Origin of the sequence: Phyllobacterium endophyticum, from assembly GCF_003010935.1 — a bacterium.
In the GTDB taxonomy this organism is placed as follows: domain Bacteria; phylum Pseudomonadota; class Alphaproteobacteria; order Rhizobiales; family Rhizobiaceae; genus Phyllobacterium; species Phyllobacterium endophyticum.
In genome coordinates this window covers 535,038-549,037 of sequence record NZ_PGGN01000004.1, presented here as the reverse complement: position 1 = coordinate 549,037, position 14,000 = coordinate 535,038, and the positions used below count along the sequence as shown (strand labels likewise).

Below are 14,000 nucleotides of genomic sequence, written 5' to 3'. Positions count from 1 at the left end.
CCTAACGTGAAAGGTTTAGTTAACAAATCGGAAGGCAGAACTTATACGTCCGTCGCTTCGGATCAACCCCTTTATGTCACTTCACATAAAACGTGATCGCAAATGTGGACAAGACCCTGCCTTAATGTAGCACCAGATTTCGGTAAGCTGTTTAGAATGCGGATCGCCAACCCGACCAATTACTGAAGAATATCAGTGGATTGTTACGCAACTGTGTCGCGCGTAGCTGACCATATATAGGAGCGATGCGAGGAAAATGAAGCCTCACTTAAAAAAATACACGCCTGCTCTGCTTCTGGTGGTTCTGGCGTTTGCCGGTACGTTGTCCGCTTGCGCGCGGGTCTATTACGGCTCCTTCCGGTATGACGCCACGTGCGTCGATCATGATCCTCGCTATCCGGAAGATGGGCCGGTTTGCGTGGTCAGGAAAACGCGGTAGTCGCTGGCAGATATTCAGGTCCGCCAGCGCCGTTCGTTGCCGATCAAACCGCGACGTCGAACACGGCCTGCGTCTTGGCTTTGATTTCCTCGACAGTCACTCCCGGCGCGATCTCGATGAGTGTCATCTTCGGGTCGCCCCGTCGCTCCACCGTAAAGACGCCGAGATCGGTAATGACCAGATCCGTAACGCGCTGCCCGGTCAATGGCAGTGTGCATTCTTCCAGGAGCTTCGCCTCGCCCTTCGCCTCGTGCTCCATGACTACGACGACCTTCTTGACGCCGGCGACAAGGTCCATTGCGCCGCCCATGCCCTTGACCATCTTGCCCGGAACCATCCAGTTGGCCAGGTCGCCATTGCGCGCAACCTGCATGGCGCCAAGAATCGAGAGATCGATATGCCCGCCACGGATCATGCCGAAGCTGTCGGCGCCGTTGAAATAGCTTGTCGTTGGCAACTCGGTAATCGTCTGCTTGCCGGCATTGATCAAGTCGGCATCTTCCTCGCCCTCATAGGGGAAGGGTCCCATCCCCAGCATGCCGTTCTCGCTCTGCAGCTGTACGCTCATTCCCGTCGGGATATAATTGGCAACGAGCGTCGGAATACCGATGCCGAGGTTGACGTAGAAACCGTCTTCGAGTTCCTGTGCGGCCCGTTCGGCCATCTGATCGCGTGTCCAGGCCATGTCAATTTACCTCATTTGCAGCGACAAGACGCGGGCGGGTCGTCCGTTGTTCGATATGTTTGGCCGGGTTCGGCACATGCACGATCCGCTTGACGAAAATGCCGGGCGTATGGACCTGATCGCCATCGATGCTGCCCGCATCGACCAGATATTCGACCTCCGCTACCGTAAATCTCGACGCCGTCGCCATGATCGGATTGAAGTTGCGCGCGGTCTTGCGGTAGACGAGGTTGCCTTCGGTATCGCCTTTGAAAGCATGAACGATGGAAAGGTCGGCGAAGAGGCCGCGTTCCATCACATAGGTTTCGCCGTCAAATTCGCGCACATCCTTGCCTTCGGCGATGATCGTGCCGACGCCGGTCTTGGTGAAGAACGCCGGAATGCCCGCGCCCCCGGCACGAATGCGTTCAGCGAGCGTTCCCTGCGGATTGAACTCCAGCTCGAGTTCACCAGAGAGATATTGCTGGGCAAACAGCTTGTTCTCGCCGACATAGGACGAAATCATCTTGCGGATCTGCTTGGTTTCAAGCAACACACCGAGACCGATGCCATCCACACCGGCATTGTTGGAAATGACGGTCAAATCCTTGACGCCGGAATCGCGGATCGCATAGATCAGCGCTTCCGGGATACCGCACAGGCCAAAGCCGCCGGCCATGATGGTCATGCCGTCAAACAGCACGCCGTCGAGTGCTTCCCTGACGTTTGATTGAACTTTTTTCAAGAACAGTCTCCCATTTCTCTATCCTCTGCAAGAAGCGTATGGCTTGTCCTGTCGTGGCAGATAGTCGTATTAATACTGCATGACAGCACCCGACTTATCCAGTTCCCCCAGTATTGAACCCGGAGGCGGGAAACTGTTCCGGCTGACGGACCTGCCCGTGCCCATGGTCTATGCCACGCACCGTATCATACGCGATTGCAATTTCGAATTCGCCGGTACTTTCGGCTATGAAAGGCATGAACTGATCGACCAGAGCTTTTCAAGACTCTATCCAAAAATCAGGGATTTCGTCCGGACGGGTGAAATGTGGCGCACGAACTTTGCGGGCGGCAAGGTCTACCTCGACGAGCGCGTCATGCAAAGGCGTGACGGTTCGAGCTTCTGGTGCCGGGTGCGCGGTCGCAGCCGAAATCTGGGCGATCCGTTCGGCGAAGCGCTCTATTGCTTCGAGCCGATGAACCGGGCGGTTGCCGGCAATGCCAGCCTTATTTCCGACCGGCAGAGACAGGTGCTGACGCTCGTGTCGCAAGGCAAGACCAACGCGCAGATCGCAGAGGAGATCGGCCTGTCGAAGCGCACCATCGAGGCGCACCGCGCCCGCATCATGCGCGCCTATTCCCTGCGCAACAGCGCCGAGCTCATCGCCTGGTTTTCAAGCCTGCGTTAGTCGGACACTATCAAGATCAAGGCGATAGCGTGTGTGTCTTCGCTCTCCCGTCCTTGTCAGGGCTCCTTTGGACACCAGGTCGGCCAGGTCTCTCGTCGCCGTTGCGCGAGAAGTTCCGGTGATGCTGATGTAGTTTTCGGCGCTGAGACCGCCCTTAAACCCGCCGAGCCCTGCGCGAAACATGCGGGCGATGACTTTTGCCTGCCGCGGGTTGAGTTGCCCGCTCATCCGGTCGTAAAACTTGGCCTTGACGATATAAAACTCCACCCGCTTCAGCGTCGTGCGCTGAGCTTCCAGCACAGTCTCGGCAAAATAGACCAGCCATCCGGTGATCTCGTTGGTTTTGTTGCTGCGTTCAAGCAAGTCGTAATAGGCTTTGCGTGCCCGCTGGATCGTATAGGCCAAGGCGATGAGGCTGGGCTGGCCGAGGTTCTGGGCAAGAGACTTTTCAGATATTGCCCGGCCGATACGGCCATTGCCGTCTTCAAAGGGATGTATGCTGACAAAGTAGAGATGCGCCAGCCCGGCTCGGGTGAGCGCCGGCAGTGCCGTCTTCCCCTCGGGCGCCGTCGCGTTGAACCAGCTTGTGAACGCCCTCATCTCCTGCGAAACGCGCGTGGAGGGCGGAGCTTCGAAATGGATCGTCGGCTTGTCGGCACGGCCTGACACGACCCGCATCGGCTCTTCATGCGTGCGATAGGTTCCAATCTGGATGGCATTGTTCTCTCCAGCCATCAACATCTTGTGCCAGTTGAACAATATATCGTCCTGAAGCGGATCGGCGAACGTCCGGTAAAGGTCGACCATCATCTCGGAGATGCCGTGCTCTGCGGCGGGAACACGCCGATCGTCCGCCGCCAGACCGAACTGTTGCCGTAGCGACGTCTGCAGGCTGTCGCGGTTGAGGAATTCTCCTTCGATCTCGGAAGTTTTCAATGCCTCATCGCTGATCAGCTCGATACGCAGCGTGTCCCGATCATCGATACTCACATGGCGGAAAGCACCGAAGAATTCGCCGGAGTGCAACAGGAACTGGCGCTCCAAAGGTCCGAGCGCCATCGCGTCCCAGGTGAAATTTGGCCAATCGGCCTGCTGCCAGTTCCAGATCATGAGTTATAGGCTGCCTTTCTATAACTCACATAAGCGCATTTTGTGAGCTATAGCAATGTGTCTATGCCTCATGCCGTCTTGAGTATCGCTGAAAATCGCGGGTCGAAAGCGCGCGCGATGGGTTCCGCGGCTGCACCGAGTGCGGCTGACCAGGGATCCGCGAGCCCTGCCTGGAGCCTTCGCTCGGGATAGCGCCGGGCGCGCTCGGCAATCGAGGGCAGCAGCGGCTCGATCTTTTCGACAAGGCGGTCGATCAGCACGCGCGGGGCGCCTCCGCACAGGATGATCGTCTGCGGGTCGAAGATCGATTCCAGCACCTGCACAGTCCGGCGCAGGCGCTCGGCCACATTGTCCATCCACTGCTCCAGCTTCGGACCGCCACGAAGCACCGCGTCGGTAACCATGGCGAAAAGCTCAGGCTCCGATGGATCGAGATCGAGCAGTTTGCACAATGACGCCATGGAGGCATAATGCTCCAGCGGTTCCACATCGCTATCGTCGCCCGGCGCGAGCAAGAGTATCATGCCGATCTCGCCGGCATTGGAATGCGCGCCGCCGTAAAGTTCCCCGTTGAGGATCAATCCCGTGCCGAGACCATAGCCGAAATAGATGCAGATCACATGGTCAAGCCCATGCGCTGCGCCAAGCAGTCGTTCGGCGGTGGCGGCAGCGGATGCATCGTTCTGCAGCGCCACCTCGAGGCCCGTCCCCTTGGCTATGCTGTCGACCAGCGGAAAGTTCTGCCACGCAGTCATCATCCAGGGATCGTCATAGAGCGTGTTGATGCCGAAGGGCCCAGGCATGGCGATGCCCAGTCCGACCAGCCGATCGCCTGCCCCTGGGATCTGCGCCATAAGCGCTTTGCGCGCCCGGGCCAGGAGGTCGAGAACCACCACCACGCCCTCCGCCGGCCCGCCCGCAGGCAGCTTCGCTTCCATCTGGACCAGAACGTCTCCTACCAGATTGACGATGACGGTGCGGGTCACGTGGCGGTCGATCTGCAAGCCGATGGCAAAGGCGCCTTCCGGCACAAGCTGGTAGGGCGTTGCGGGCTGCCCCCTCCCCTTGCGTACGCTGGCTTGCGAACGGACAAGACCGTCCCGGGCCAATTCGTCGATGATGTTGGAAACGGCTTGCGGGGTCAGTCCCGTGGCGCGCGCAAGATCAGCCCGCGACAGCGCACCATTGACGCGCAACGCATCGATCATGATGCGTCGATTATGTGCGCTTGCACCGCCCAGATTGGTGCCGCTCTTCGCCCGTATCGATCGTGTGCCGTCCATTCGCAATCCCTCTTGACACCAGAAGAATATTCATCAACTAATAAGTCAAGCGAATTGATTTAATAAAAAATCGATCAGGGGAATGTGAGCTGGGACTTCGCGCACCGCGATGAAGAAGCTCTCGATTGCAAAGATCAGCTGTCTGTCCATCACGGCCAGCCGCTGCCAAACAGGAGGTAATCATGTTGAGATCCGTGCAGGCCGCGCTTCTGGGCGCCACAATTCTCGGAGCGGCCTTGGCATCGCCAGCTCACTCCGAAACCAAGATCAACGCATTGTTCATGGCCCAGGCAGCCTATAGCGAGGCTGATGTCCGCGCCATGACCGAGGCCTTCACCAAGGCGAACCCGGATGTGACGGTAAATCTGGAATTTGTCCCCTATGAAGGTCTGCACGACAAGACTGTCCTCGCTCAAGGGTCAGGCGGTGGCTATGATGTCGTTCTCTTCGATGTGATCTGGCCGGCCGAATATGCAACCAACAAAGTCCTTGTGGATGTAACTGACAAGATTACGCCGGAAATGAAATCCGGTGTGCTTCCTGGTGCCTGGACCACCGTTGAATATGACGGCAAGCGCTATGGCATGCCTTGGGTTCTCGATACAAAATATCTTTTCTACAACAAGGAAATCCTGGAGAAAGCCGGCATCAAGTCGCCGCCGAAGACCTGGGCCGAACTTACCGAGCAGGCCAAGACCATCAAGGACAAGGGCTTGCTTGCAACGCCGATCACCTGGAGCTGGTCACAGGCGGAAGCTGCGATCTGTGATTACACCACGCTCGTCAGCGCCTATGGCGGCAGCTTCCTCAAGGACGGCAAGCCAGTGTTCCAGTCGGGCGGCGGTCTTGATGCGCTCAACTACATGGTGGACAGCTACAAGTCTGGTCTCACCAATCCTAATTCCAAGGAGTTCCTCGAAGAGGATGTCCGCCGTGTGTTCCAGAATGGCGAAGCGGCCTTCGCCCTCAACTGGACCTATATGTACAACATGGCCAATGACCCGAAGGACAGCAAGGTTGCCGGCAAGGTCGGTGTCGTTCCTGCACCTGGTGTTGAAGGCAAGAGCACCGTCTCGGCTGTCAACGGTTCGATGGGCCTCGGCATCACCACCACCAGCAAGCATCCGGACGAAGCATGGAAATACATCTCGTTCATGACGTCGCAGGCGACGCAGAACCAGTATGCCAAGCTCAGCTTGCCGATATGGGCATCATCCTATGATGACCCGGCAGTCTCGAAGGGCCAGGAAGAATTGATCGCCGCCGCAAAGGTAAGTCTGGCTGCAATGTACCCGCGTCCGACAACACCGAAATATCAGGAACTTTCGACAGGATTGCAGCAGGCTATCCAGGAAGCCCTGCTCGGTCAGGCCGCTCCGGAGGACGCGCTGAAAACGGCCGTCGAAAACAGCGGTCTCTGATGCCATGACGGGATGCCGTTTACTCCTTCCCCTTGTGGGAGGGGGCGGGGTCTCCGTTTTCTCGGCAATCAAGGGATGAACCCCTCGCGGCTTCGCTCCGCCCCTCCCCACAAGGGGGAGGGTCAGGGGCAGCGCCTTTATGACAGCAATAGTGCAGGCTTCATTTCATGACGAGCACCTGGATCACCACCCGCGCATGGCTCCTGATGCTGCCGCTCCTGATCGTCATGGTTGCGGTTATCGGGTGGCCGCTCGTCGATACAGTGCGCCTGTCCTTCACCGATGCGAAGCTCGTTGGCACCCAAGGCAGTTTTGTTGGGCTGGACAATTATGTGAAAGTCCTCTCCGGTTCCAATTTTCAGCGAACGCTGATCACCACGTTCTGGTTTGCCGCCCTGTCTGTTTCCCTGGAAATGATCATCGGCGTGCTTGCGGCCCTGCTTCTCAACCAGCAATTCTACGGACGTTCTATCCTGCGTGCTCTGATGATCCTGCCTTGGGCGCTGCCGACTGTCGTCAATGCCACGTTGTGGCGGCTGATTTATAATCCCGAGTACGGCGCCTTGAACGCGATGCTGCTCAAGTTCGGCCTCATCGATTCATACAGGTCCTGGCTGGGCGAACCCGGCACTGCCCTCGCCTCCCTTATCGTCGCCGATTGCTGGAAGAATTTCCCGCTGGTGGCTTTAATAGCGCTCGCCGCGCTGCAGGCCGTGCCACGCGATATCACGGCTGCGTCGATGGTCGATGGCGCGGGTGCCTGGTCGCGCTTCCGTTTCGTCATCATGCCCTATCTTGCAGGCCCGCTGATGGTGGCGCTCGTGCTTCGAACCATCGAGGCTTTCAAGGTTTTCGACATCATATGGGTCATGACGCGCGGCGGTCCGGCCAACAGCACGCGGACACTGTCGATCCTCGTCTACCAGGAGGCCTTTTCCTTTCAGCGAGCGGGATCGGGAGCTTCGCTGGCGCTGATCGTCACCCTGCTCGTGACAGTGCTGGCCGTGGCCTATGCCGCACTGATCCGCAAAAGTGCAGGAACTTCGTAATGGAACGCCGCAGCCTCACCGCAACCATACTCGTCCATCTCGCCGCTCTATTGCTTCTCGTCGTGATCCTCGCGCCGGTCGTATGGCTGTTCGTCATGAGCATTTCATCAACCCCGGACCTTATCGCCAAACCGTTGCACTGGTGGCCCGATACGGTCGATCTGTCCCGCTATGGTGTCCTGCTTTCTTCGGTCGCCAACAGCGCCGGCGAAGCCTTCGTTGCCTCGCTGTTCAACAGTATCAAGGTGGCCGGCATGGCGACATTTGCCGCCCTCGCCGTCGCGATACCCTCAGCCTGGGCGGTGTCACGCACGCCATCGGTTGGCTGGTCGCTCTACGCGGTCATCGCCACCTATATGCTGCCGCCGGTGGCATTGGCCGTGCCGCTTTACATGACGCTCGCCTGGGCCGGCCTCCTCAACAACGTCTTCGGTCTCGCGCTGGTCTACCTGACGATCCTCGCGCCCTTCACCACCTGGCTGATGAAATCGGGCTTCGACTCGATCCCGCGCGAAATCGAAAGCGCCGCAACCATGGATGGCGCCCGGCTCGATCAGATCCTGCGGATGATCACTCTGCCGCTCGCCGCGCCGGTCATGGCGACAGCGGCACTCTTCGCGTTCCTGCTTGCCTGGGACGAATTCTTCTATGCCTTGCTGTTCACTTCGGACCAGCGGGCCAAGACCCTGACCGTGGCGATCGCCGATCTGGCGGGCGGACGTGTCTCGGACTACGGACTGATTGCCACGGCGGGTGTTCTAGCCGCCCTCCCCCCGCTGGTCGTCGGTCTCTTCATGCAGCGCGCCCTGATCGCGGGGCTGACAAGTGGCGGCGTCAAAGGATGAGAATGTCTTCGCAAATCAACAAACCCGTCGGCCTCATCGCCATCGAGAAAGAAATGGCGCGGCAGAATGCCGATGCGATTTCCTCCTTCGAGGCTGCCGCGCCGCTTGCCGTGACCATCGCGCAATCATTGCGCAGAACCGGGCGTCTCCTGCTGCTCGGCATGGGCGGTTCGCACGCGGTCGGTCGTGCGGTCGAGCCGCTCTATCGCAGTCTCGGCATCGATGCCGTAGCACTGCCGCTGTCGGAGCAGCTCGGTCAGCCGCTGCCGTTAGCCGGCAAAACAATACTCCTGACCTCCCAGTCGGGTGAAAGCGCCGAGGTCCTGCGCTGGTTTTCTGAAGCTGGCGTGCCGTCCGGCACGTTCGGCCTGACGCTCGAAGGCGGTTCGACCCTCGCCCGCACCGTACCTTCGCTGGTCGGCGCCGGCGGCACGGAGCAAGCATTTGCGGCGACACGCAGCCTTACTGTCAGCTTCGCCCTGCATCTGGCTGTCTTGAGTGCCCTCGGCGAAGACCCGGCCGAAGCCCTCGCCATTCTGCATTCGGAACAAAGGCCAGACGTCGGTGCCGCAGTCGCCGCATTGGCAAACGTATCGGCCGTCGTCACCTCCGGTCGTGTCATGCACGGTGTCGCGGAAGCCATCGCGCTCGGGCTCACCGAACTTTCCCGCGTACCGTGCTTTCCGCTCGAAGGCGGGCAGTTGCGCCACGGACCCATGGAGATGCTCGGCCCGAACGTCGGCGTCGTCCTGTTCCGCGCCAGGGACGCAACCTCGCCGCTCGTGGCGCGCATGGCGCTTTCGGCACGGGAAGCGGGATCGCCCGTCGTCGTGTTCGACGCATCCGGGGATGTTCCCGTCGAAGATACCGACACGATCGATGTGGGCAGGGCAAGCGGCATGGCGGCAATTTTCTCCCTCCTTCCGGCGGCCCAGCATTTCATGCTTGGCTTTGCGGGTGCACGCGTCAAAGAGCTGGGTACGCCCGTGCGCTCGTCCAAGATCACGCGGGACGAGTGACAGCGATGAAACCCCTCGCCGTGATCGGAAACGTCAATGTAGACCTGATTCTCGGTCCGGCCGACCCTTGGCCGACCCCCGGAACCGAAATCATGGTCGAGTATGACGAACTGCGTGTCGGCGGATCTGCCGGCAATGCGGCTCTCACCTGGGAAGGGCTTGGCCTCGACTTCCAGATCGCCGCCAATGTAGGCAATGACCAGTTCGGCGAATGGCTGCGGCAGGGTTTCGGCAAGCGTTCGGAACGCTGGCCGGTTGCGCCCGTGGGCACGACCCTTTCCGTGGGCATCACCCATCCGAATGGCGAGCGCACTTTCTTCACGACGCGAGGTCACATCGCAGCTTTGTCTTGGCCCGACGTCATCGCAGCCCTCGATACCGGGCGGCTGAAGGGTGGAACCGCCATCCTTTGCGGCTCCTTCCTGACCGACGCTCTGGTTGCGCAATATGACGCCCTGTTCGACTGGGCGAATGCCAATGATATTCGCATCGCACTCGATACCGGCTGGCCGATCGATGGATGGACCGACGCCAATCGGGAGAAGGCACGGCGTTGGCTGGCCCGCTGCCATATCGCGCTGTTCAACGAAGTCGAGACGACGCGCCTTGCCAATAACGTCGCGCCTGCTGAAGCCGCGCATGCGCTGAAGGCCCTCATGCCAGACGATGCTATCGTCGTCGTCAAGCGAGGCCCCGACGGAGCATTGGCAGTCGGCCCGGATGACAAGCTCGTCTCTGTCGCCGCGCCGCTCGTGGCGGTTGCCGATACGATCGGTGCCGGTGATGTCTTCAACGCCGCCTTCCTGGCCGCACTGGCAGACGATCGGTCGCTCGGCGAAAGCCTCGACGCCGGCGTTCGCGTTGCATCCAGGGCCATCTCGACCAATCCGCGCCGCTACGACGGCGGGCAACAGCAGACACCGCCGGAGAAACCTCGATGAGCGCCCTCGAGCTAGTCAATGTCCACAAGCGCTTCGGCGCCGTCGAAACGCTGAAGGGCATCGATCTGTCACTCGCCAGTGGCGAGTTCCTCGTCCTCCTCGGTCCTTCCGGCTGCGGCAAGTCCACGCTTCTCAATATCATCGCCGGTCTTGCCGAGGCGACCGGAGGCGATGTGCGCATCGGCAATCGTTCCGTCACCGGCGTTCATCCGAAAAACCGCGATATCGCCATGGTGTTCCAGTCCTATGCGCTTTACCCGAACATGTCGGTTGCACGAAACATCGGCTTCGGCCTTGAGATGCGCAACGTTCCTGCCGCCGAGCGCAAACAGGCGGTCGAAAAGGCGGCAAAGATCCTGCAGATCGAGAACCTGCTCGACCGCAAGCCATCCGAACTTTCCGGCGGACAGCGGCAGCGCGTGGCCATCGGCAGGGCACTGGTGCGCGATCCGCAAATCTTCCTTTTCGATGAGCCTCTCTCCAATCTCGATGCGAAACTGCGCATGGAGATGCGCACCGAGCTGAAGCGCCTGCACCAGATGCTTGGCACCACGATCGTCTATGTGACGCATGACCAGATCGAGGCGATGACGCTCGCAACCCGTATCGCCGTCATGCGCAACGGCCAGATCGAACAGCTTGCCACTCCGGACGAGATCTACAATCGCCCGGCCACACGCTATGTCGCAAGCTTCGTCGGTTCACCGCCGATGAACATGCTGGATGCAAGGGTTGCCGATGGCGTCGCCTATGTCGATGGCTCCCCCGGCGGCATCCCCCTCCCCCGCGAGTTCCGGGACAATGCCGCCAGCGCCCGCGACGTGATCATTGGCATCCGGCCCGAAAGTCTGACACTTGCGTCCCGGGATGGCGGCCTTGCCATCGAGGCAGAAGTCGACGTGGTTGAACTGACTGGTCCGGAACTTGTCGTGACTTCCACAATCGGCAACCAGCGCCTCACGGCAAGCCTGCCCCCGAAAACCCGTATCGCCGTTGGTGCGACGCAACGTTTCGACGTCGACGCGAGCGCATTGCACATTTTCGACAAGGCAACCGGCCAGCGCATCCAGAGGGTTTCAGGTGCTGGTTGAATGGCGCTTCCTCTCCGAATCCTCGGGTTTGATCCGAGAATGATGAGAGATGGTGCAGTCAAACCCTGGAACCCTTACGTTAGGCCGTCAGGCTCGGACGGGTTAAAACGTAAGCAGCGCAGGCGATGAACAAGACTGCGACCACTCCTCCAAGCAGAGGTGACGGACGGGCGAAATACATGAACGTGGCGTAGCCCGATGCCATGCCTGCGCATGCGATCCATTTTACGCGTACAGGGACAGCGCCGTGCTCGCGCCATTGCACAAGTGTCGGACCAAACACCGGATGTTCAATCAGCCATTTTTCAAAGCGCGGTGACGACCGGCTGAAGCACCAGGCGGCGGCGATCAGAAAGATCGTCGTCGGCATGACAGGCAACAGGACGCCGATAAATCCCAGCGCCACCATCACCCATCCGAGTGCGAGATAAAATGTCCGCTTGGTGCCGTTCATACCGCTAGTTCCCACCTGGTAGTGGCAACGGTTTATATGGCCGGATGCAGAATGTCAGCCTCTGTCTTCAACCACTGAAATGATCCTGCTGCAAAGCCGGCAAAACGCCCGGACCAACCATCCGGGCGTTTCATTGTGGTTCCGGTGGGCTTGAAGTTTATCCTATTCGGACTTCAGGCGCGTGTTGCATGCGCTCCAGTACTGCGGCCATGTCATGCCGCGGGTCTTGTTTCCTGCCTTGGCCTGCTGCCATTGATCACCGCACTCGCTGATGCGCGCTCGGAATGCCACCTGCGCTGGTGACAGGGCCTTGCCGTCGGAGCTTGTCGTTGCCTTGGCCACCTGCGTCTTTGTCATCTTGCTGGTGGAAGCTTTTGTCGGTGCGGGTTCATCAGGAACAGTTGCATCGGAGTCGTCGGATTTCAGACTGTCGCTGCAGCTGGAAAGAAACTGCGGCCACTTCTGTCCATTGAGCGTGCCGGCCTCCTTGGCTGCCTGATATTGGGTACTGCACGCCTTGGTCACGGCTTTCGCCGACATGCCGCCGCTGCTGGCGGCAGCTGTTGTCTGTGCCTTGGCTGGCTTTGCTGCAGTCTCCTTTGCCGCCTTCTTGGCAGGTGTCTTCGCCGCGGGCGCCGCTGCTTCGGCGTCGTCATCATCTTTAAGCTTCGCACTGCAAGCCGAAAGAAAGTCCGGCCATTTCTGTCCCTTGAGTGTGCCGGCCTCCTTGGCCGCCTGGTATTGCGTGCTGCATGTCTTGGTGACGGATTGGGCCGATGCAGGCAGCGTAAGGAATGCCAGGCTTGCGCCGGCTACCACCGTCGCGGCAAATAGGTTGAAACGAAACTGGTTCATCGTGATCTTCCTTGCGATAGTGTTCACGTTTCCTTCGGCGACGCACCATGCGTCCCGTATGGCAATGCCGCGATGGCTCTGTCCGTTCGGGTAGATTGCAGATGTGTAGCTTCTCCGAAGCATCGCTCTGGAGTTGCAATGAGATGTGGCTGAAAGTGCTTGGGATCAGCATGTGAAATAGCGCATCAAATTAACCAGTGACCAGCGACCGATTGCATTGCACCGGGAAGATGCCGTGTTCGCGCAATGATTGCAATAGGGCAAGCTTTGCTACCAGAAGTATAGGCGTCGGCCCGTTCGACCCTTTGAATTAGCCGAAGTAAGTATGTCCTCCTCCGGGCCGTTCCACTAATAGGCCTGTATTTCCCGCAGACCCGGTCAAGTACCATCCCGGACATTCAAAACGGGCGCGCTCCCCAACCTTCTGTTGGACGGAGCGTTGGGAAGTCAGGGTTGACTTGAAGGGGGAACGAAAATGGCAGGCGTGTTTATTGATTCCAGCCTGAACGATGAGGAACGCCGCCGCAGACTATACTCCGGAGATATCTTCATTTCATGTGCCACGGACACGACCAGAGAGCTGATTGCCTTGGCGAAGTCCATGCTGAATGATGCGTTCGCACCGCATGATCCGCGAACGATACACAAGCACATGACGCCGGAAGAAGTTGCCAGCATTCTTTCCAGGATGAAACCGGCATTCATTCACCATCCCGAGTGCAAGCGCCTTATCCCGTTGATCATGCAGGAGAGCGGCATCGACCTCGACAAGCTCTATTTCGACGTACCACGGATGCGGTCGGCCTATCCTTCGCATTTCCTGTCATCGGGCATTGCCTACGCGTTCCATCCGCACCGTGACACATGGTACTCGGCGCCGATGTGCCAGCTTAATTGGTGGCTGCCGATCTACGAGATCGATCCCGAAAATGCGATGGGCTTCTACCCGGATTATTTCAATGAGCCGGTGAAGAACAATTCGGAGATCTACAACTACTACGAATGGAACAGCAAGAACCGCGCGACAGCCGCCCAGCACGTGAAGAGCGATACGCGCGAACAACCAAAGCCGCAACAGGAGTTGAATTCGGAGTCGCTGCGCTATCTTCCACCACCCGGCGGCATCATCATCTTTTCGGGCGCTCAGTTGCACGAAACCGTACCTAACACGACGGACTTTGCCCGCTACAGTATCGATTTCAGGACTGTGCATATCGACGACGTCGTTGCGCATCGCGGGGCGGTCAATCTCGACTCGCGCTGCACCGGAACGACCATGCGCGATTATGTCTGTGCGGCGGATGGGCGGCCCCTCCCCGAGGAGATCGTCAAATTGTACGACGATGGTACGGCAACCTCGGACAAGATCCTGCGCTTCGGCGACCGGCTCGCTGTGAGTGCTGCGGAATAGTCACGT

Annotated in this window: 15 protein-coding genes; 9 read left to right on the top strand and 6 right to left on the bottom strand. The window is 59.2% G+C overall.

The features are described 5' to 3' along the window. Positions 1-256: 256 nt before the first annotated feature. A complete protein-coding gene (locus CU100_RS26635) occupies positions 257-439 on the top strand; it encodes a hypothetical protein (protein WP_146141884.1) in 183 nt (60 codons plus the stop codon). A gap of 43 nt (positions 440-482) precedes the next feature. Here CU100_RS26635 and CU100_RS20820 read toward each other — a convergent pair whose 3' ends face one another. Both CU100_RS20820 and CU100_RS20815 read right to left on the bottom strand, forming a co-directional pair. Further along, positions 483-1,124, bottom strand: coding sequence for a 3-oxoacid CoA-transferase subunit B (locus CU100_RS20820; RefSeq protein ID WP_106718494.1), 642 nt, complete (start codon positions 1,122-1,124; stop codon positions 483-485). Between the two features lies 1 nt (position 1,125). After that, on the bottom strand, positions 1,126-1,848 hold the full coding sequence (locus CU100_RS20815) for a CoA transferase subunit A (RefSeq protein ID WP_106718493.1): 723 nt from the start codon (positions 1,846-1,848) through the stop codon (positions 1,126-1,128). A gap of 79 nt (positions 1,849-1,927) precedes the next feature. Between CU100_RS20815 and CU100_RS20810 the strand changes: the two genes are divergently transcribed. Continuing rightward, entirely contained in the window at positions 1,928-2,515 is a 588-nt protein-coding gene (locus CU100_RS20810; protein ID WP_245419144.1) for a PAS and helix-turn-helix domain-containing protein, read from the top strand. Here CU100_RS20810 and CU100_RS20805 read toward each other — a convergent pair. After that, positions 2,501-3,625, bottom strand: a complete 1,125-nt coding sequence (locus CU100_RS20805) for a Fic family protein (RefSeq protein ID WP_106718491.1) — start codon at positions 3,623-3,625, stop codon at positions 2,501-2,503. The genes CU100_RS20810 and CU100_RS20805 overlap by 15 nt on opposite strands. A 68-nt stretch (positions 3,626-3,693) precedes the next feature. After that, complete coding sequence (locus tag CU100_RS20800) at positions 3,694-4,908, bottom strand: ROK family transcriptional regulator (RefSeq protein ID WP_106718490.1); 1,215 nt, start codon at positions 4,906-4,908, stop codon at positions 3,694-3,696. Positions 4,909-5,090: 182 nt separating this feature from the next. Between CU100_RS20800 and CU100_RS20795 the strand changes: the two genes are divergently transcribed. The 6 genes from CU100_RS20795 to CU100_RS20770 all read left to right on the top strand — a co-directional run bounded on the left by CU100_RS20795 (position 5,091) and on the right by CU100_RS20770 (position 11,274). Then, the gene (locus CU100_RS20795; RefSeq protein ID WP_106718489.1) at positions 5,091-6,329 is read left to right on the top strand and encodes an extracellular solute-binding protein; all 1,239 of its coding nucleotides are present in this window, start codon (positions 5,091-5,093) and stop codon (positions 6,327-6,329) included. A gap of 167 nt (positions 6,330-6,496) precedes the next feature. After that, positions 6,497-7,378 carry a carbohydrate ABC transporter permease gene (locus CU100_RS20790; protein WP_106718488.1) on the top strand — a complete coding sequence of 294 codons (882 nt, stop codon included), beginning with the start codon at positions 6,497-6,499 and terminating at the stop codon, positions 7,376-7,378. Further along, positions 7,378-8,223, top strand: coding sequence for a carbohydrate ABC transporter permease (locus tag CU100_RS20785; protein WP_106718487.1), 846 nt, complete (start codon positions 7,378-7,380; stop codon positions 8,221-8,223). Before CU100_RS20790 ends, CU100_RS20785 begins: the two co-directional genes overlap by 1 nt. Continuing rightward, on the top strand, positions 8,220-9,242 hold the full coding sequence (locus CU100_RS20780) for an SIS domain-containing protein (protein WP_106718486.1): 1,023 nt from the start codon (positions 8,220-8,222) through the stop codon (positions 9,240-9,242). The genes CU100_RS20785 and CU100_RS20780 overlap by 4 nt, the downstream gene beginning before the upstream one ends. A 5-nt stretch (positions 9,243-9,247) precedes the next feature. Beyond that, positions 9,248-10,183, top strand: a complete 936-nt coding sequence (locus CU100_RS20775) for a PfkB family carbohydrate kinase (protein ID WP_106718485.1) — start codon at positions 9,248-9,250, stop codon at positions 10,181-10,183. Next, a complete protein-coding gene (locus CU100_RS20770; RefSeq protein WP_106718484.1) occupies positions 10,180-11,274 on the top strand; it encodes an ABC transporter ATP-binding protein in 1,095 nt (364 codons plus the stop codon). Before CU100_RS20775 ends, CU100_RS20770 begins: the two co-directional genes overlap by 4 nt. Positions 11,275-11,353: 79 nt before the next feature. Here CU100_RS20770 and CU100_RS20765 read toward each other — a convergent pair whose 3' ends face one another. Both CU100_RS20765 and CU100_RS20760 read right to left on the bottom strand, forming a co-directional pair. Then, complete coding sequence (locus CU100_RS20765) at positions 11,354-11,728, bottom strand: YbaN family protein (protein ID WP_106718483.1); 375 nt, start codon at positions 11,726-11,728, stop codon at positions 11,354-11,356. Positions 11,729-11,890: 162 nt separating this feature from the next. Beyond that, a complete protein-coding gene (locus tag CU100_RS20760) occupies positions 11,891-12,583 on the bottom strand; it encodes an antifreeze protein (protein ID WP_106718482.1) in 693 nt (230 codons plus the stop codon). A gap of 475 nt (positions 12,584-13,058) precedes the next feature. On the opposite strand from CU100_RS20760, the gene CU100_RS20755 reads away from it, so the two are divergent. After that, positions 13,059-13,994, top strand: coding sequence for a hypothetical protein (locus CU100_RS20755; protein WP_106718481.1), 936 nt, complete (start codon positions 13,059-13,061; stop codon positions 13,992-13,994). Positions 13,995-14,000: the final 6 nt, after the last annotated feature.

Coding starts and splice junctions, on each gene's coding strand:
- CU100_RS20780 (WP_106718486.1), top strand. CDS start 8,220: ATGAGAATGTCTTCGCAAATCAACAAACCCGTCGGCCTCATCGCCATC.
- CU100_RS20795 (WP_106718489.1), top strand. CDS start 5,091: ATGTTGAGATCCGTGCAGGCCGCGCTTCTGGGCGCCACAATTCTCGGA.
- CU100_RS20820 (WP_106718494.1), bottom strand. CDS start 1,124: ATGGCCTGGACACGCGATCAGATGGCCGAACGGGCCGCACAGGAACTC.
- CU100_RS20805 (WP_106718491.1), bottom strand. CDS start 3,625: ATGATCTGGAACTGGCAGCAGGCCGATTGGCCAAATTTCACCTGGGAC.
- CU100_RS20755 (WP_106718481.1), top strand. CDS start 13,059: ATGGCAGGCGTGTTTATTGATTCCAGCCTGAACGATGAGGAACGCCGC.
- CU100_RS20760 (WP_106718482.1), bottom strand. CDS start 12,583: ATGAACCAGTTTCGTTTCAACCTATTTGCCGCGACGGTGGTAGCCGGC.
- CU100_RS20775 (WP_106718485.1), top strand. CDS start 9,248: ATGAAACCCCTCGCCGTGATCGGAAACGTCAATGTAGACCTGATTCTC.
- CU100_RS20800 (WP_106718490.1), bottom strand. CDS start 4,908: ATGGACGGCACACGATCGATACGGGCGAAGAGCGGCACCAATCTGGGC.
- CU100_RS20810 (WP_245419144.1), top strand. CDS start 1,928: ATGACAGCACCCGACTTATCCAGTTCCCCCAGTATTGAACCCGGAGGC.
- CU100_RS20790 (WP_106718488.1), top strand. CDS start 6,497: ATGACGAGCACCTGGATCACCACCCGCGCATGGCTCCTGATGCTGCCG.
- CU100_RS20765 (WP_106718483.1), bottom strand. CDS start 11,728: ATGAACGGCACCAAGCGGACATTTTATCTCGCACTCGGATGGGTGATG.
- CU100_RS20770 (WP_106718484.1), top strand. CDS start 10,180: ATGAGCGCCCTCGAGCTAGTCAATGTCCACAAGCGCTTCGGCGCCGTC.
- CU100_RS26635 (WP_146141884.1), top strand. CDS start 257: ATGAAGCCTCACTTAAAAAAATACACGCCTGCTCTGCTTCTGGTGGTT.
- CU100_RS20785 (WP_106718487.1), top strand. CDS start 7,378: ATGGAACGCCGCAGCCTCACCGCAACCATACTCGTCCATCTCGCCGCT.